Origin of the sequence: Methylobacterium sp. UNCCL125, from assembly GCF_900116795.1 — a bacterium.
In the GTDB taxonomy this organism is placed as follows: domain Bacteria; phylum Pseudomonadota; class Alphaproteobacteria; order Rhizobiales; family Beijerinckiaceae; genus Methylobacterium; species Methylobacterium fujisawaense.
Genome location: NZ_FPBW01000002.1, coordinates 44,882 through 61,417, shown reverse-complemented (window position 1 = coordinate 61,417; position 16,536 = coordinate 44,882). Strand labels below are relative to the sequence as shown.

Here is a 16,536-nt window from a genome sequence, read left to right as displayed (position 1 = left end):
TCGATGTGATCGGCCGGCCCGGTTTTGCTCCTAGAACAGCGCGACGAGGGCGACGCCGGCGATCATCAGCACGCCGCCGAGGATGCGCCAGAGACTGGCGGGGTGGCGCTCGAAGCCGACCCACCCGAAATTGTCCAGCATGATCGATGTGGCGACCCCGGCCGTGACGAGGAGGCCCAGGAACGGGGCGGCCCCGATCTGACGGGCCACGACGAACTGCGCCAGAATGATGCCTCCGCCCAGGACCCCGCCGAACCACGCCCACCAGGGCATCCCGAGGGCTTGCGCGGCCGTCGGCCAAGCGAGCCTCCCGGAGATGAGCCCCACCGCGAGGATGCAACTCGCGGTCCCGGCGGCGACCACGAGGCCGGCGACCAGCGATTCGGCCAGCCCCTTCGACAGCGTCCCGTTCTGTCCGGCCTGGACGGCGTTGGCCACGCCGGCCAGCAGCGCGAAACCGTAGAGGTACCACATGGCTGAGATCCCGCCCGGTCAAACCGATCCCTAGGGCAGCCCGGGCCGGACGTCCGTGTTCCTCGGCAGCCTCTGTGTCCGAACGCCGCGACGGCCCTCAGGCCGCGCCCCTCGGAGGCCGGCGGAGGGGCGGCCCCTCACGTCGCCCGCACCACCACCTCCACGAGGTTGGTCCCTCCCGACCGGATCCCGGCCTCGATCGCCGGGGCGATGTCGGCGGCCCGGGTCACGCGCTGCGCGGGGACCCCCATCGAGGCGGCCAGGGCCGGAAAATCGATGCGCGGGTCGGTGAGGTCCATGGCGATGAAGCGGTTGGCCCGCACCGAGGCGTAGTGCGCCTGGCCCTTCATGAAGGTCTTGAGGATGTTGTACTCGGCGTTGTTGATCACCACGAAGGTGACCGGAAGTTTTTCGTGCGCGGCGGTCCAGAGGGCCTGGGGCGAGTACATCGCGGCCCCGTCACCCACGACGCAGACCACGGGCGCCCGGTCGAGCCCCAAGGAAAACCCCACCGCGGCCGGCATGCCCCAGCCGAGGACGCCGCCGCGCATCGCCGCGTATTGATGGGCCGACGGGCTGTCGAGGAAGGTGCGCAGGTGGGTCAGCGTCGCGGGCGCCTCGTCCACGATGGTGGTCTCGGCCCCGACCGCGCGGGCCACCTCCCGGGCGGCGACCAGCGGCGCGATCACCGGATCCTCGAAGGCCGCATCCGCCGCGGCGGCGAGCGTCGCCCGCCGCTCGGCCCGGGCGGTCACCGCCTGGGCGCGCAGCTGCGCGAAGGCCTCGGCCCGGTCGGCGAGGCGGGGGCTTAGCAGCGGCAGCAAGGCGTCCAGTGAGGCGCGGATGTCGCCCACGGTCGAGAGGCTCGTGGCATAGGTGCGCCCGAGGTCGCGCACGTCGGCCGAGAGCTGGAAGACCTGCACCCCCGGCGGCACCGCCGAGACCTCCGAGTAGAGCACGGTGATCAGCGACTTGCCGCCCAGCGCGAACACCGCGTCGTAGCGCCCGAGGATGGCGGCGATGGCGTCGGCCCGGGTCGGCAGGTTCCCGGCCCAGAGCGGGTGCGCGGTGGGAAAGGGGATGTGGGCCGGCCAGGACGAGCCGTAGACCGGCGCCGCCAGCAGGTCGGCGAGCGCGACCATCTGGGCCGAGGCGTCCGAGGCGTCGATCTCGTCGCCGGCGATCAGGGCGAGGCGGCCGGGCGCGATGGCGGCGAGCTTGTCCGCCAGCCGGTCGAGGGAACCCGCCACCGCCCGCTGGTCGATGGTCGAGGTCTCGCCCGCCGGTACGGCGCTCATCGCCTCCATCACGTCCATGGGCAGGGACAGGAAGACCGGGCCGGACGGGGCGGCGGCGGCATCGTGGAAGGCCCGGCGCAGCAGGATCGGGATCTGGTCCGGGCTCGTCACCTCCCGGGCCCACTTCATCACCGGGTCGGCGATGGCCACGAGGTCGCCCATCAGCAGCGGGTCGGTCAGCGCGTGGCGGAGATCCTGCTGCCCGGCGGTGACCACCAGCGGCGTGCCGGAGACCTGGGAATTCACGAGCCCGCCCATGGCGTGGCCGAGGCCGCCCGCCGTGTGCAGGTTGAGGAAGGCGGGCCGCCGGGCGCCCTGCGCGTAGCCGTCCGCCATCGCCACCGCGGTCGCCTCCTGCAGGGCGAGGATGTAGGCGATGTCCGGCGCCTCGGTGAGCGCGTCGATGAGCGGCAATTCGGTGGTGCCGGGATTGCCGAAGATGTAGCGCACCCCCTCCGAGCGCAGCACCTCCACCAGGAGGTCGGCGCCCCGGCGCCGGCCGGCGGTCTCCACGGTCTCGATCGACATGCCCTGTCCTCTCCGGCGGAATCAGCGGGAGGCTAAACCATGGGCGGGCCGGGGCAATGCCGCGGCTCCGCCCGCATTCCGAGAGCCGACCGAGAGCCGAACCGTCACGCCGAGCGTGAAGAGGGGGCCGGAAGAGGGGGCCGGCGCCCGATGCGGCCCCCTTGCGGACGGCGTGCGGCGGGCCGCAACCGATCGGCAGCCTTTCTGGCGTAACCTGCCGTGGCCGGGATGCTCCCGCCCCCTCAGGCGCAGGCCTGAAGGTCCATGCCACCGACCAGGACGACACCCATGCGGATCGCGGCTCCCCTTGCGCTCCTGGCCACGCTGGGCCTCCCCGCCATCGCGCAGGCGCAAGGCTTGGAGCGCGGCGCCCAGGAGGGCGCCTCGCGCGGCGAGGAGATGGCGGGCCCCCTCGGGGCGATCGTCGGCGGCGCGATCGGTGCCGCCGTAGGCACGGCCAACGGCATCCTCGGCGTCGACCGGCGGGAGCGCTTCCGCATCTACGCCCTCGGCGAGCGCCGCCCGTCCGTCGCCCTCGCGGGCCCCGTTCGGGTCGGAACCGTGCTACCGGAGGAGGGCGTCGTGTATTACGATGTCCCGCGCGAGTTCGCTTTGCCGGAGTACAGCTACACGATCGTCAACGGCCATCCGGTGCTCGTCGAGCCACGCACGCGCCGCATCGTGGAGGTGATCGACTGACGGTTCCCTCCCGGTGGGCGCGGCTGACGCGGCTGAGGGATTCGGCGAGATGGCGCGGGCGATCCGCTGCGGAGGACACAGGTGGCCCAGACCGCGATCCTGTCGGCGCCCCCGGTGACGGGATGAGCGCGCGCAACACCGCAGAGGCCGATCGGAGACACTGGTTCTACGACAACCGGCTCCTGGTCTGCGCGTTCTGTCTGCTCGCGTTCGTGGTCATCTTCTGGCAGGTGAGCCGGTTCGAAGGCTTCCAGCCCATCTTCACCTGCGCCCGGGATCAGGACGTCGATCGCGGGCTGCTCTCCGCCGGGATGCGGGCGTGCATGAGCGACGCGACCTCGCAGGCCGCCCAGGCCCGCTGCATGCACGTCGTCTACGTGCTGGCCTGCACGGAGGAGCGCTGGCGCTGACGCCGCCGCGTCAGGGCGCGCCAAACGCTCCCCCAGGCCGAGCGCCAGGGACGCCGCGGGCCCGGGGGCAACGGCGAGACGGATCGCCGTGCGGGCGACGCGGTTGCGCAGGCGCCGGTCTCCACCGCGAGGCCGCGAGCGTCGCAGGCCGGCACCTGGACGCGGGCAGGCGGTCTCGACGGCGTCGCCGATCATCACCGGCCCGTCGCGCCTCAGGACCGGACGGAACGGCGGCCCCATCGGAAACCCTATGCGGATCGAGCCCGCGGACGACGCGCATCATGTCCGCGACCATCGCGGTGTTCCGCGCTCTCCCCGCCTCGGGCCCGGGGCGGGGGCCGGGCGACGCTCAGGCGCGCAGCTGCGCCACGAAGGCCCGGATGAACGGCGGCAGCCCGTCGAGGTCGCGCAGGCACAGGGTCAGGTCGCGCCGCGCCCAGGAATCGGCGAGGGGCACCACCGCCAGGGCGAGGCCCTGGGCGGCGCGGGCGGCGGCGCTCTCGGGAAGGACCGCCAGCCCGACCCGTGCCTCGACGAGCCGGCAGACGGCGTCGAAGTCCCGCAGCTGCACCCGCAGGCGCATCGGCCGCCCCTCCCGCACCGCCTGGGCGACGAGGAACCGGCTGATGGCGCTGCGCCGGTCGAGGCCGACGAGGTCGTGGCCGAGCAGCTCGGCGAACGGGATCGTCCCGCGCGCCGCCAGGGGGTGATCCCGGGCCGCCACCAGCACGAACCGGTCCTCCCGGAACGGGAAGGTCCGCAGCGAGCCGGTATCCACCGTGCCGGACAGGATGCCGAGATCGGCCGCCCCCTCGGCCACCAGCCCGACGATCTCCTCGGAGGTGCGCTCGTCGATCTCGACGCCGATCCCGGGGTGATCGGCCAGGAAGGCCGAGAGCGCGTCCGGCAGGAACTCGGTCAGCGCGTTGGTGTTGGCCAGCACCCGGATCTGGCCGAAGGCGCTCCCCGAGAAGGCCGCCATCTCCTCGCGCAACCGCTCCACCCCGGCCAGGACCTCCCGGGCGTGGACGAGGAGGGCGCGCCCGGCCGGGGTCGGGCTGACGCCCTGCCGGCCCCGGGTCAGCAGCGCCGCGCCGAGGGACTCCTCCATCAGCCGGATCCGCGTCGAGGCGGCCGCCAGGGCGAGGTTCGCCCGCGCGGCCCCGTGGGTGATCGAACCGGCCTCGACCACGTGCCGGAACAGGCCGAGATCGGTGAGATCGAACCGCATCATCGCGCAGGCGCCTCCCGACACGCCATCTGCACCGGCGCGGCCCGGGCAGCCCGGAACCGGCCCTGGACCTGCCCTGCCCTGGCCCGGCTCTGGACGATTCCTGGCCCGGTCGCGCGTCGACGGCCCCGGCCGTCGCCGGGCCACGGTAGCGGGCGGCCGCCCGTCTGTCAGGAATTCCCACCGGCCGCGCCCCGGCATCGGCCCGAGCCCGAGCCCAGGGGGCGCTGCAGGAACGGCCGGGCGCGCCGGTCCCGGGCAGAGACGGACCAGTCCCGAGGTATCCGGCACGGTATAGCGCGCGATTTCACCGGTCTATCGACTTAGAAAATCCGGGTCAATTTCGGAACAATCCAAATATGGCCCTCGCAAAAGTCAATAATTCTGCAAATATCAGCAATCCTGTTTCAATTCAGATTTACCGGACGTTAACGCCGCATGTCTCAATGATCATCGAATAGTCTTGCAAGGCTTCGCGACGATGGCTTCTGCGTCAGAACATTGGATCGACCGGCCGTCCCGCGATCGCCTGCGGCGCTCCGGCTCCAATACGCCCGCGAACCGGTCCGGGCACCGCTGATGGACGCGCTCCTCGTCGACGACAGCGCCACCATGCGGATGCGCCTCCGCCGCCTGCTGGAGGCCAAGCCCGACATGTCCGTCACCGATCACGGCGACCCGGTCGCCGCGATGGTCGAGGCGCGGATGCGGGCCTTCGATATCGTCCTGGTCGACTGCCACATGCCCGGCATCGACGGGATCGCCTTCATCCGGCAGATGCGGACCATCCCGCATTACGCGCAGGTGCCGATCGTGATGATCACGAGCGACATCTCGGACGCGGTGCGGCTCGCCGCCCTGGAGGCGGGGGCGACCGATTTCCTCGACAAGTCCATGCAGGGCGTCGAACTCACCGTCCGGCTGCGCAACATGATCCGGCTCGCCCGGGCGGTGCGGCGGCTCGCCGAGCAGGCGGCTTGGCTCGACGGCGCGGTGGAGGCCGCCCTGCGCCACATGCGCGAGCGCGAGGAGGAGATCATCTTCCGCCTGGCGCTGGCGGTCGAGTACCGCGACAACGACACCGGCGATCACACATGGCGGGTGGCCCGCTACAGCCAGATCGTCGCCGAGGGGCTCGGGCTGGCGCCGGATTTCTGCCGCAACCTCTATCTCGCGGCGCCCCTGCACGATGTCGGCAAGGTCGGCATCCCGGACGGCGTCCTGCTCAAGCCCGGCCGGCTCGACCGGGACGAGTTCGACCTGATCAAGACGCATCCGGCGATCGGCCGGCGCATCCTGGGCGGGAGCGCCTCCGAACTGATCCGGCTGGCCGCCGAGATCGCCGAGTTTCACCATGAGAAATGGGACGGCGGCGGCTACCCGCACGGGCTCGTCGGCGCCGCGATTCCCCTCTCGGCCCGGATCGTCGCGGTGGCGGACGTGTTCGACGCCCTGACCACCGCGCGGCCCTACAAGGCTGCGCTGCCCTTCGACGCGGCCCTGGACTGCATCCGCGCCGACAGCGGCCGCCACTTCGACCCGGCCTGCGTGGAGGCCTTCTGCGCGCGCTTCCCGGACATCCGCATCGCCGGCGGGCAGAACCGGGCGGGGATGCGGCCGAATGCGGGGCCGGTCACCGAACCCTGGGCGCGGGTGCCGACCCTGCTCCGCGAGGTCGCCGCCCCGTCGCCGGCCCCGGCGGGATGGCGCGTCAGCAGCCCCGAGGCGCTCCTGACGCCATCGGTGAACCCGGGCTCGTCTGCGCCGTTGATCGCGGACTCGCACGGATCACGGACGGAGCCGCACCATGACCACGACCTGGAAGACGCTGCCGGAGATCGCCCTGGCCCGCCGGATCTCCCTGGACGCGGCCCGGCGCCTGGTCGACGGGGCGAAATGCCCCAAGGTGTTCCGCGCGGACGGCACCGTCTACCTCATCTGAGCGCGGGCCGGGCGGATGACGCATCCCCCGGGAGCCCCTAACCTTCCGGCATGCGCATCTTCCACACGCCCGATTCAGGCCGGCACGATCCCGAACGCTACCTGCGGCGCGGCACGCCGATCCCGCATCCCGAGCAGGCCGCCCGCTACGCGATCCTGCACGACGCGGCCCTGCGGGGCGGCCACGACCTCGGCGAACCGGCCGATCACGGCCTCGACCCGATCCGGGCGGTGCACGATCCGGACTACGTGGCGTTCCTGGCCGAGGCCTGGGCGCGCCGGGGCGAGATCCCCGACATCGGCGACGAGATCCTGACCGGATCCTTCGCCCGGCCGCAGATGCACCGGAGGCCCGCCGGCCTCCTCGGGCGGCTGGGCCTCTACACCGCCGACACCTCGACGCCGATCCGCGCCGGCACCTGGGCGGCGGTCTACGGGTCGGCGCAATGCGCGGTCGCGGCCGCCGACTCGGCCCTCGCGGCGGGACACGCCTACGCCCTGTGCCGCCCGCCCGGCCACCACGCCTATGCGGAGTCCGCCGGCGGCTTCTGCTTCCTCAACAACAGCGCCATCGCGGCCGAGCGGATGCGCGCCGCCACCGGCGGCCCGGTGGCGATCCTCGACATCGACGTCCATCACGGCAACGGCACGCAGGGGATCTTCTACGCCCGCGCCGACGTACTGACGGTCTCGGTCCATGCCGACCCGTCCGACTACTTCCCGTTCTTCGCCGGCTACGCCGACGAGACCGGGACCGGGGCGGGGGCGGGGTTCAACCGCAACCTGCCGCTGCCGCCGGGCTCGGGGGACGCGCCCTGGCTCGAGGCCCTGGAGGCGGGTCTCGCGGCTGTGGCCGCGCACCGGCCCCGGGCCCTCGTGGTGGCGCTGGGCCTCGACGCCGCCGCGGACGACCCGATCGGCGCCCTCGCGGTGACCCGGGCGGGATTCGTCGGGGCCGCGGAGCGGATCGCCCGGGCCGGGCTGCCCACGGCCCTGGTGCAGGAGGGCGGCTACCTCTGCGCGGCCCTGCCGGACAACCTCGCGGCCTTTCTCGCGGCCTTCGACGCCGCGCGCTGAGCCCCGCATCGCGTCCGCCCCCGCGGTGCAGGCGTGATGCGATCGTGATCGCCGGGGCGCCGGATCGGCTACCCGGATGTGGTCGACCCGATGCCACAACCGACCTATCAGGGCGGGGCGGGCGCCGCCGACGCGTCCCGGGCGGGAGGAACGGACGATGGGCGCGGGCGAGGTGGGCTTAGGCGAGGCGGCCAGCGCTCCGTGGTACGCGGGTCTCACCCGGCGCCACTGGCGGATCCTGTGGGGCAGCTATCTCGGCTGGATCTTCGACGGCTACGAGGCGGTGGCCCTGGTCTACGCCCTGCGTCCGGCGCTGGCCTCGATCCTCACCCCCGAGCAGGCCCAGGCGCCGGCCTCCTACGTGGGGCTCGCCATCGGCATCACGCTGCTCGGCTGGGGGATCGGCGGCCTCATGGGCGGGATCGCGGCCGACTATATCGGCCGCAAGCGCATGATGATGATCTCGATCCTCGGCTACGCGGTCTTCACCGGGCTGACCGCCTTCGCCGGGAGCTTCACGCAGCTCGCGATCCTGCGGTTCATCACGGGGCTCGCCATCGGCTCGGAATGGTCCACCGGCATCGCCCTGGTGGCCGAGACCTGGCCGAACCGGGCGCGGCCGAAGGGCTGCGGCTTCCTGCAATCGGGCTTCGGCGGCGGCGCGGTGCTGGCCGCCATCGTGTGGGCCGTGCTCGCGGCCACCGAGCCCCTGGGCCCGGAATCCTGGCGGATCCTGTTCGCGCTGGGTGCCCTGCCGGCCTTCGTCTGCCTGTACCTGCGGCGGGCGCTGGAGGAATCCGAGCAGTGGATGCAGGCGCTCAAGGCGCAGCGCTGGGCCGCCACCGCGGAGGATGCCGGCCACGCCCCGCGGGCCGCGCAACGCCCCTTCACCCTGGCGGAGATCTTTCGGGAGCCGGAGAGCCGGCGGCGGGTGCTGCTGGCCACCGCCATGTCGTTCGCCACCACGGTGGGCTGGTGGGCGGTCTCGTCCTGGCTGCCGGCCTACACGGAGGGGCTGGCCAAGGCCGCGGGCGAGCCGGCCAACCTCTGGGGCCCGCGCATGGGCATCATCTACAATGTCGGGGCGATCACCGCCTACGTGATCTCGGGCTTCGTGGCCGACGCGATCGGCCGCCGCGCCTTCCTGCTCGTCACCTATGTCGGCTGCATCGTCACGTCGCTCGCCTGCTACCTCTGGACCGGCGGGCTGGTGCCGTTCATGGGGCTCGCCTTCCTGAACGGGTTCTTCACCCTGGGCTTCGCCTTCTCGTGGATGGCGATCTACCTCGCGGAGCTGTTCACCCCGGCGGTGCGGGCGACGGCGGCGAGCGTGGTCTTCAACGGCGCGCGGCTGATCGCCTGGATCTTCCCGATCCTCGCCGGGCAGATCGTGACCGCCTTCGGGGGCGTCGCCGCGGCGGCTCTGACCCTGTCGAGCGTCTACGTGATCGGCCTCGTGGTGCCGTGGTTCATGCCGGAGACGCGGGGCCGGCCGCTGCCGGAATAGATCGATCCGCCGGGTCCCGCCCCGCCGGCGGCCGGCGGTCCCGGGCCCGGCCAGACGCAAAGCGGCCCCCGACTCCGGTGGAGCGGGGGCCGGATCCTGCGCAGGCCGCCTTGGGCCCGCCCGGCCCAGGGGGCAGGGCGGAGGCCGGTCCTAGTCCTCGTCGTCCTCGTCGTGGTGCCGGCCCTTGAGCTTGGCGAAGACCGAATCGGCATCGAGCCGCTCCTCGCGGCCGCCGTGATCGTCCGCGTGCTCCCGCTCGTCCGCCTCGCGGGCCGTGGAGACCTCCGTCGGCAGCAGCGAGGCGCCGGATTCGGCCGCCACCGCGGCCGGGCGGTCGGCCGCCGCGCGCTGGACCTCGAAGTCGAGGTTGATCTGGGTGGTGAGCCCGAGGGTCACCGGGTCCATCGGCTGGAGCGAGCCCGAGTTCCAGTGGGTGCGCTCGCGGATCTGCTGGATCGTCGACTTGGTGGTGCCCACCAGCCGGATGATCTGCGAATCCTTCAGCTCCGGGTGGTTGCGCAGCAGCCACAGGATGGCGTTCGGCCGGTCCTGGCGGCGGGAGAGGGGGGTGTAGCGCGGGCCCTTGGTGGTGCGCTTCACCTCCGGCAGCTTCACCTTCGAGACGGCCGGCTTCAGCTTGTAGTGCGGCGCCTTCTGGGCCTTCTCGATCTCGTCGCGGGTCAGCTGGCCGGTGGAGACCGGGTCGAGCCCCTTGATGCCGGCCGCGACCTCGCCGTCGGCGATGCCCTTCACCTCCAGCGGGTGCAGCTTGCAGAAATCGGCGATCTGCTCGAAGGCCAGCGAGGTGTTCTCGACCAGCCAGACGGCGGTCGCCTTGGGCATCAGCGGACCCTGGGACATGTCTCTCGTGCTCCGGCCTGGCGGGACGGGGGCCGGGCATCGGGCCGCGGGCTCCGGATGACCGATCCGGATGTCCCGTCTCACGCTGTCGAATGGGGATGAGGCACTATAGGCCCGGGCGGGGAGGGGCGCAATCACGGGTTCGGCGGTTCGGAGAGCCCGCCTGCGGATTCACCGGGGGCCGGGACGACCGGCCGCCCCTCAGCGCGGCCGCACCCCGTCGAGGAACAGCCGCACCGCCGCCTGCCGCCGCCGCTCCTGCGTCTCCGGATCGGTGGCGATGCCGTAGAGGGCCGCCTGGGACGACCGGCCCAGGACGAGGCTGAGGAACAGGTCGGCCGCGATCTCGGGATCCGCCACGGCGATCCGGCCGCGCCGGGCGAAGGCGTCGAGCAGCTGCGCCACGGCGCGCACGCCCCGCAGCCAGCCCTCCTCGTGGGCCAGCCGCGCCAGTTCGGGAAACTGCAGGGCCTGGGCCACGAGGTTGCGCTTGAGCATGGCCGCCCCCGGCGACTGCCCGTGGGCCAGCAGGGTGCGGCTGAGATCCTGCAGGGCGGTCTCGACGTCGTCGCTCCCGCCCTGCGCGGCCTGGGCCTCGGCGGCGGCGGAGAGCGGCGCCAGCCACGCGGCGATCCGCTCGCGCAGGACCGCCTCGAACAGGGCCCGCTTGTCGCGGTAGCGGGCATAGACCGTCGGCTTGCTCATCCCGGCGGCCTCGGCCACCGCGTCGATGGAGGTGGCGTCGAAGCCGCGCTCCAGGAACAGGGTGGTCGCCACGGCGATCAGGTGCGCCTCGCGCCGGACCGCCTCCGCGCGCGTCGGCCGGCCGCCCCGCCGCTGTCCCGCCTCCGCTCCCGCGATCTCCGTGACCGTCACCCGCGATTCTCCTTGCCCGAAGCCGTCCCGCGCATTATCAAAACGATACCGTACCGTTTTGATTCTGGCCAGACCCGATGGACGCACGTCGCAGCGACAGCTTCAAGAGTGCCGACCCGGTCGCGGGTGCCCCGGCGCTCGCCCCGGTCGCCGCCGCCGCGGTCCCGGCCCAGACCCAGACCCCGGCCCAGGTCCCTGCGCCGGCCTCCGCATCGGCACCGCGTCGCCGCCGCGCGCGGATCGTGCTGCCCCTCCTCGGAGTTCTCGCGCTGGGCGGCGCCGGAACCTACGGCTGGCACTGGTGGACCGTCGGCCGCTTCCTCGAGGTGACCGACGACGCCTATCTCCAGTCCGACAAGGTGACGGTGGCCCCGCGCATCGCCGGCACCGTCGCGGAGGTGCGGGTCGGCGACAACCAGCCGGTCAAGGCCGGGGACGTCATCGCCCGCCTCGACGATCGGTCCTACCGGGTCCAGCTCAAGCAGGCCGAGGCCGAGGTCGAGAAGGACAAGGCGCAGGTCCTGGGCGTCGCCGCCGCGATCATCCAGCAGCAGGCGCAGGTCGCCTCGTCGCGGGCCGACCTCGCCAATGCCGAGGCCGCGCTGACCTTCGCGCAGCAGGAATACACCCGCTACCAGAACCTGCTGCAGACCGGCTCCGGCACGGTGCAGCGCCAGCAGCAGGCGGATGCCGACCTGCGCCAGCGCCACGCCGCCCGCGACAAGTCCGCCGCCGCGCTCGACGCCGCGCAGAAGCAGATCGACAGCCTGAAGGCCCTGGAGGCCAGCACCCGGGCGAGCCTCGAAGGGGCGCGGGCGAAGGTCGAGGGGGTGAAGCTCGACCTCAGCTACGCCACCATCCTGGCGCCGATCGACGGCGTGGCCGGCGACCGGGCGCTGCGGATCGGGCAGGTGGTCTCCCCCGGCACCGGGCTCCTGACCCTCGTGCCGATGGGCCGCGACATCTACCTCGTGGCGAACTTCAAGGAGACCCAGACCGGGCACATGGTCGAGGGCCAGCGCGTCACCGTCACGGTCGACGCCTTCGGCGACCATGCATTCGAGGGCCGGATCGAGAGCTTCTCCCCGGGCACCGGCTCGCAATTCGCGCTGCTGCCCCCGGAGAACGCCACCGGCAACTTCACCAAGGTGGTGCAGCGCGTGCCCGTGCGCGTCGCCCTCGATCCCGCCGACCCGCTCGTCGGCCGCCTGCGCCCCGGCCTGTCGGTGGAGGCGACGGTCCACACCGCCGACCCGGTGGAGCCGGTGGATCCCGCCCGCCGCAGGCCGAAGCCCGCCCCGGCGCTGGTCAGCGAGGCCCTGCCCCGATGAGCCCCGTGCCGGCCGTGGCCGGGCCCGAGGCAAAGGCGAGCGCCCGGGACTGGCTCGCCGTGTTCGGCGCGATCCTCGGCGCCTTCACGGCGATCCTCGACATCCAGATCACCAACGCCTCGCTCGCCGACATCCAGGGGGCGCTCGGCGCCTCCACCGAGGAGGGGAGCTGGATCTCCACCGCCTACCTGATGGCCGAGATCATCGTGATCCCGCTCACCGGCTGGCTGTCCTCGGTGATCGGCCTGCGCCGCTACCTCGCGGTGAACACCCTGCTGTTCACCGCCTTCTCGCTGGCCTGCGCGCTCTCGACCAGCTTGAGCCAGATGATCCTGTTCCGGGCGGGCCAGGGCTTCACCGGCGGCGTGCTGATCCCCACCGCCATCGTGATCGTGCGCACGCGGCTGCCGAAGAGCCAGCAGGCGGTGGGCATCGCGCTGTTCGGCCTGACGGCGACCTTCGCGCCGGCCATTGGCCCGACGGTGGGCGGCTGGCTCACCGACAACCTGTCCTGGCACTACATCTTCTACCTGAACCTGATCTTCGGGCCGATCGCCGCGGCGATCCAGCTCGGCGCCTTCGAGGCCGCGCCCGCCCGCTGGGGCGAGTTGCTCAAGGGCGACTGGATCGGCATCGGCCTGATGGCGACCGGGCTGCCGGCCCTGACCTTCGTGCTGGAGGAGGGGCAGCGCAAGGACTGGTTCGGCTCGCCCGTGATCGTCGAGGCGAGCTGGCTGGCCGTCGCCGGGATCACCGGCTTCATCGTCCGCGAGCTGACGGCGGCCAAGCCCTTCATCAACCTGCGGGTCCTGGCCAACCGCTCGGTCGGGGGCGCCTGCGTGCTGATGACCGTGCTGGGCGCGGTGTCGTTCGGGTCGATCTACATCATCCCGGTCTATTGCGCGCAGATCCAGGGCTACAATGCCGAGCAGATCGGCACCGTGGTGATGTGGTCGGGCCTGCCGCAGCTGGTCCTGTTCCCGATGATGCCCCTGCTCATGCGCGCCGTCGACGCCCGGCTGCTCGTGGTCACCGGGACGCTGTTCTTCATCGCGAGCTGCTGGATCAATGTCGGCCTGACCCACGATGTCGGCGCCGACCAGCTGATCCTGCCGCAGCTCATGCGGGCCATCGGCCAGCCGCTTTTCACGATCCCGCTCTCGCAGCTCTCCACCGTGGGCCTCGGCCCGCGCGACACCGCCGACGCCTCGGCGCTGTCCAACATGATGCGCAACCTCGGCGGCTCGATCGGCATCGCCCTGCTGTCGACCATGATCGACCGGCGTGAGCACTTCCACTTCTCGGTGCTGGCGGAGGCGATCACCGTCAACGCGACCCGCACCCAGGACCGGCTCGCGGCGCTCGCCGCCGGGATGCACGCCCGCATCGCCGACCCGCTGGCCGCCAAGGGCGCGGCTCTGGGCATGCTGGCGCAACAGGTCCGCCGCGAGGCCACCGTCATGGCCTACGCGGACGGGTTCTGGCTGGTGGGGGTGAGCCTCGTGGCGAGCCTCGCCGTGGTGGCGATCCTCAAGAAGCCCCAGCGCGCCGCCGGGCCGGTGGAGGCGCATTGACGGGCCGATGCGACGCCGGGGGCTACTTCCCCGGCAGGTTGTGGACGATCGGGAAGAACGTGTCCTTCCAGTCCTTGGGCTCGGCCTTGATGGTCTTCATCGCGTAGAAGTGCCGGGCCTGGAGCATGATCCCGTAGGGGGTGGTGGAGAAGTTCGTGCCCGGCTCCTTCATGATCGCGACCAGGGTCTCGGGGGGCGTCTTCTCGTTGGTGGCCGCGACGTAATCCTTGGCGGCCTGGAGCGGGTCCCGGGCGATCGCGGCATTGGCCTCGTCGATCGCAGCCACGATGGCGGCGGCGAGCTTGGGGTTTCGGGTGTACCAGCCGGTCCGGGCGTAGAGGATCGCGTTGCTCACCGGCTCGCCGACGAGTTCGAAGGAGTTCAGCACCGTGTGGATCGCCGGATCCTGCAGCTCGCGCTGCTGGAACGGCGGCAGCGAGAAGTGGCTGTTGATCTCGTTGTGCGGGCTCGCCAGCGCCGCCACCGCGTCGGGATGGCCGAGCTGGACGGTGAGCGGGTCGAGCTTGGTGGCGTTCTCGGGCCCGAAGGCCTTCTTGGCGGCGATCTGGAGCAGCACCGCCTGCGAGGAGACCTTCACGGAGGGCAGGGCGATCTTGTCCTTGCCGGAGAAGTCGCCGAGGGTCTTCACGTCCGGGTTGCGGGTGAGCAGCAGCATCGGCGTGGTGCCGACGCCGCACAGGCCCTTCACGTCGCCCCGCGTCCGGTCGTTGAGCAGCAGCATGTTGGTGGAGCCGCTGTCGACGATGTCGATATTGCCCGAGAGCAGCGCGTCGTTGCCGGCGGCACCGCTCGTCAGGTTGACCCACTCCACCGCGACGTCCCCGAGGCCGGCGGCCTTGGCGTGCTTCTCGATCAGCTTGTGCTGCTCGGCGAGGACGGCGGGCAGGTAGACGAAGCCCGGCTGCCGGCTGATCCGCACCTTGGCGTCGTCGGCCCGGGCGGGGGAGGCGAGCGCCAGCCCGGCCAGCAGGAGGGCCGGTCCTGCCCGCAGGAGCCGGCGGCAGCCCAGCAGCAACGCGCCCGTCCGCGACGTACCCACCATGACGCATCTCCCTGTGACCCCGGCGGATTCGTGTCCGATCCGGATGTGTCGTTGGGCGCGAGTGGACAGGTTCGGGTCGGCGCGCGCAAGGCCCCGCCGCCCCGATCCGCCGATTCCGGCGCGGCAACGTCCCCCGATGCGCGACCGGCGCGGCCGACGATCGGGCAGGCTCCGCACCGCCGGACGCAGCGCCCGCGCCGGGGCCGCCACCGTCGCGGGCACTCAGCCCGCCGAGAAGCCCCGGACCGCCGCCCGCACCAGCGCGTCGATCATCGGCCGCACGTCGTCCACGCCGAGGGGCCCGAGGCTGCCGAGATCGGCGAGATAGGTCATGCCGTGGACGCTGGACCACAGCGCCCGCGCCATCACGGGGATCTCCGCCTCGGCGAGGCGGCCGCCGTCGCGCAGCACCCCCTCCAGGATCCCGAACAGGGCCGCGATGTCGGCCTGCACCGAATCCGGCGCCGCCACGGTGCGGCGCTCGAAGATCGCCGCCCAGGCGGCATGGTGCCCCGCCGCGAAGGCGAGATACGCATCGGCCAGGCACAGGAGCCGCGCCTCCGTCCCCCGCGACGGACAGGCCGCCAGCGCCTCCGTGAGGGCGTCCCGGAGCCGCCGCATGGTGACGGCGTTGGCCTCCAGCCGCAGCACTTCCAGGCTGTCGAACTGCGTGTAGACCGAGCCCACCGCCGTGCCGGCCTGCTCCGCGACGCCGCGGGCGGTCAGCGCCGCCGCGCCGCCCGCGTTCAAGATCGCCACCGCGGCTTCGATCAGGGCCCGGCGATCCGCCGCGCGGTCGCCCGGCTCCTTCCGCGGCCGTCCGCGCACTTTTTTATGAACCTCGTTCATTTTATCCCTTGCGACGCGGCGCGCCGCGTGTTTTACCTGTTTCATGAACGACGTTCAATAAATTACGGATGCGATCCGGCCCGTCGTTCTTCGCGAGGTGAACCGTGATGAGGACCCTCTCCTTCCTGATGCGCGGCGTAATCGCCGACAACGCCCAGGCGATCCACGACGCCCATGCCGTGACGATCCTGCGCCAGCAGATCCGGGAGGCCGCCGGAGCCCTGGCGGCCGCCCGGCGGGAACTGGCCGTCGCCCTGGCCTACCACGCCGCCGAGATGCGCGCCCTCGACGCCATCGGGACCCGCATCGACACCCTGTCGGACGGGGCGCGGCGGGCGCTGGCCGACGGCCGCGAGGATCTCGGGACCGGGGCGGCGATCCACATCGCCGCGCTGGAGGACGAGCGGGCCGACCGCCGGGCCGCCGCCGAACGCTTCGCCGCCGAGGTCGAGCGGCTGAAGCGCCTCGTCGCCCAGGGCGGCGAGCGGCTGCGGGATCTCGACCGCGGGCTCCAGACCGCCCGCACCACCGAGGCGCTGCGGCGGGCCGGCCTCGAGGGCCGCCGGGTCACGACCCTGTCGGCGGGGGCCCTCGGGGAGGCCGAGCGGACGCTGGCGCGCCTGCGCGAGCGGCAGGCGGCCGAGGCGGACGTCGCCGCCGCGCTGACCGAGCTCGAGGCCGATCTCGAGGCCGGGACCGCGGGCGGGATCGAGGCCGATCTCGAGGCGGCGGGCTACGGCCGCCCCCGCACGGACCCGCGGGCGGTGCTGGACCGCCTCAGGGCCGGGGCCTGACCGGCGCCGCACGAACCCCCGTC

General features: G+C 72.6%; 15 protein-coding genes. 8 read left to right on the top strand and 7 right to left on the bottom strand.

Features of this window, described 5'->3' with window-relative positions; genetic code table 11:
• Positions 1-30: 30 nt before the first annotated feature.
• Positions 31-474, bottom strand: a complete 444-nt coding sequence (locus BM396_RS00225) for a DMT family transporter (RefSeq protein WP_043379712.1) — start codon at positions 472-474, stop codon at positions 31-33.
• Positions 475-611: 137 nt separating this feature from the next.
• The gene (locus BM396_RS00220; protein WP_043379714.1) at positions 612-2,300 is read right to left on the bottom strand and encodes a thiamine pyrophosphate-binding protein; all 1,689 of its coding nucleotides are present in this window, start codon (positions 2,298-2,300) and stop codon (positions 612-614) included.
• A gap of 288 nt (positions 2,301-2,588) precedes the next feature.
• On the opposite strand from BM396_RS00220, the gene BM396_RS00215 reads away from it, so the two are divergent.
• Positions 2,589-2,999, top strand: coding sequence for a DUF1236 domain-containing protein (locus BM396_RS00215; protein WP_043356963.1), 411 nt, complete (start codon positions 2,589-2,591; stop codon positions 2,997-2,999).
• A gap of 122 nt (positions 3,000-3,121) precedes the next feature.
• Entirely contained in the window at positions 3,122-3,409 is a 288-nt protein-coding gene (locus tag BM396_RS00210) for a hypothetical protein (RefSeq protein ID WP_043356965.1), read from the top strand.
• 349 nt (positions 3,410-3,758) lie between these two features.
• Here BM396_RS00210 and BM396_RS00205 read toward each other — a convergent pair whose 3' ends face one another.
• A complete protein-coding gene (locus BM396_RS00205) occupies positions 3,759-4,643 on the bottom strand; it encodes a LysR family transcriptional regulator (protein ID WP_081948571.1) in 885 nt (294 codons plus the stop codon).
• Positions 4,644-5,219: 576 nt separating this feature from the next.
• On the opposite strand from BM396_RS00205, the gene BM396_RS00200 reads away from it, so the two are divergent.
• From BM396_RS00200 to BM396_RS00190, 3 genes are all read left to right on the top strand, one after another.
• Positions 5,220-6,623 (top strand): HD domain-containing phosphohydrolase, encoded by a 1,404-nt coding sequence (locus tag BM396_RS00200; protein WP_051975948.1) that lies wholly within the window; start codon positions 5,220-5,222, stop codon positions 6,621-6,623.
• A 9-nt stretch (positions 6,624-6,632) separates the two neighbouring features.
• A complete protein-coding gene (locus tag BM396_RS00195; RefSeq protein WP_043379716.1) occupies positions 6,633-7,658 on the top strand; it encodes a histone deacetylase family protein in 1,026 nt (341 codons plus the stop codon).
• Between the two features lie 157 nt (positions 7,659-7,815).
• Complete coding sequence (locus BM396_RS00190) at positions 7,816-9,165, top strand: MFS transporter (protein WP_043379718.1); 1,350 nt, start codon at positions 7,816-7,818, stop codon at positions 9,163-9,165.
• 150 nt (positions 9,166-9,315) lie between these two features.
• On the opposite strand, the gene BM396_RS00185 is transcribed toward BM396_RS00190, so the two are convergent.
• Positions 9,316-10,026 (bottom strand): DUF1013 domain-containing protein, encoded by a 711-nt coding sequence (locus tag BM396_RS00185; protein ID WP_043352024.1) that lies wholly within the window; start codon positions 10,024-10,026, stop codon positions 9,316-9,318.
• 201 nt (positions 10,027-10,227) lie between these two features.
• Entirely contained in the window at positions 10,228-10,902 is a 675-nt protein-coding gene (locus tag BM396_RS00180; protein WP_051044827.1) for a TetR/AcrR family transcriptional regulator, read from the bottom strand.
• A gap of 77 nt (positions 10,903-10,979) precedes the next feature.
• Between BM396_RS00180 and BM396_RS00175 the strand changes: the two genes are divergently transcribed.
• Positions 10,980-12,233, top strand: coding sequence for an HlyD family secretion protein (locus BM396_RS00175; protein ID WP_043379719.1), 1,254 nt, complete (start codon positions 10,980-10,982; stop codon positions 12,231-12,233).
• Positions 12,230-13,807, top strand: a complete 1,578-nt coding sequence (locus BM396_RS00170) for a DHA2 family efflux MFS transporter permease subunit (protein WP_043357661.1) — start codon at positions 12,230-12,232, stop codon at positions 13,805-13,807. Before BM396_RS00175 ends, BM396_RS00170 begins: the two co-directional genes overlap by 4 nt.
• Before the next feature lie 22 nt (positions 13,808-13,829).
• Here BM396_RS00170 and BM396_RS00165 read toward each other — a convergent pair whose 3' ends face one another.
• Both BM396_RS00165 and BM396_RS00160 read right to left on the bottom strand, forming a co-directional pair.
• Positions 13,830-14,870: an ABC transporter substrate-binding protein gene (locus tag BM396_RS00165; RefSeq protein WP_051975949.1), complete on the bottom strand. Its 1,041-nt coding sequence runs from the start codon at positions 14,868-14,870 to the stop codon at positions 13,830-13,832.
• A gap of 222 nt (positions 14,871-15,092) precedes the next feature.
• Positions 15,093-15,719: a TetR/AcrR family transcriptional regulator gene (locus BM396_RS00160; RefSeq protein WP_051975950.1), complete on the bottom strand. Its 627-nt coding sequence runs from the start codon at positions 15,717-15,719 to the stop codon at positions 15,093-15,095.
• Positions 15,720-15,826: 107 nt separating this feature from the next.
• On the opposite strand from BM396_RS00160, the gene BM396_RS00155 reads away from it, so the two are divergent.
• On the top strand, positions 15,827-16,513 hold the full coding sequence (locus BM396_RS00155; RefSeq protein WP_043357652.1) for a PspA/IM30 family protein: 687 nt from the start codon (positions 15,827-15,829) through the stop codon (positions 16,511-16,513).
• The last annotated feature ends 23 nt before the right edge of the window (positions 16,514-16,536 follow it).

What these genes read in the sequence shown, in the direction of transcription:
- BM396_RS00215 (WP_043356963.1), top strand. Translation starts at nt 2,589, where the DNA reads ATGCGGATCGCGGCTCCCCTTGCGCTCCTGGCCACGCTGGGCCTCCCC.
- BM396_RS00225 (WP_043379712.1), bottom strand. Translation starts at nt 474, where the DNA reads ATGTGGTACCTCTACGGTTTCGCGCTGCTGGCCGGCGTGGCCAACGCC.
- BM396_RS00155 (WP_043357652.1), top strand. Translation starts at nt 15,827, where the DNA reads ATGAGGACCCTCTCCTTCCTGATGCGCGGCGTAATCGCCGACAACGCC.
- BM396_RS00170 (WP_043357661.1), top strand. Translation starts at nt 12,230, where the DNA reads ATGAGCCCCGTGCCGGCCGTGGCCGGGCCCGAGGCAAAGGCGAGCGCC.
- BM396_RS00195 (WP_043379716.1), top strand. Translation starts at nt 6,633, where the DNA reads ATGCGCATCTTCCACACGCCCGATTCAGGCCGGCACGATCCCGAACGC.
- BM396_RS00190 (WP_043379718.1), top strand. Translation starts at nt 7,816, where the DNA reads ATGGGCGCGGGCGAGGTGGGCTTAGGCGAGGCGGCCAGCGCTCCGTGG.
- BM396_RS00185 (WP_043352024.1), bottom strand. Translation starts at nt 10,026, where the DNA reads ATGTCCCAGGGTCCGCTGATGCCCAAGGCGACCGCCGTCTGGCTGGTC.
- BM396_RS00220 (WP_043379714.1), bottom strand. Translation starts at nt 2,300, where the DNA reads ATGTCGATCGAGACCGTGGAGACCGCCGGCCGGCGCCGGGGCGCCGAC.
- BM396_RS00205 (WP_081948571.1), bottom strand. Translation starts at nt 4,643, where the DNA reads ATGATGCGGTTCGATCTCACCGATCTCGGCCTGTTCCGGCACGTGGTC.
- BM396_RS00210 (WP_043356965.1), top strand. Translation starts at nt 3,122, where the DNA reads ATGAGCGCGCGCAACACCGCAGAGGCCGATCGGAGACACTGGTTCTAC.
- BM396_RS00175 (WP_043379719.1), top strand. Translation starts at nt 10,980, where the DNA reads ATGGACGCACGTCGCAGCGACAGCTTCAAGAGTGCCGACCCGGTCGCG.
- BM396_RS00165 (WP_051975949.1), bottom strand. Translation starts at nt 14,870, where the DNA reads ATGGTGGGTACGTCGCGGACGGGCGCGTTGCTGCTGGGCTGCCGCCGG.
- BM396_RS00160 (WP_051975950.1), bottom strand. Translation starts at nt 15,719, where the DNA reads ATGAACGAGGTTCATAAAAAAGTGCGCGGACGGCCGCGGAAGGAGCCG.
- BM396_RS00200 (WP_051975948.1), top strand. Translation starts at nt 5,220, where the DNA reads ATGGACGCGCTCCTCGTCGACGACAGCGCCACCATGCGGATGCGCCTC.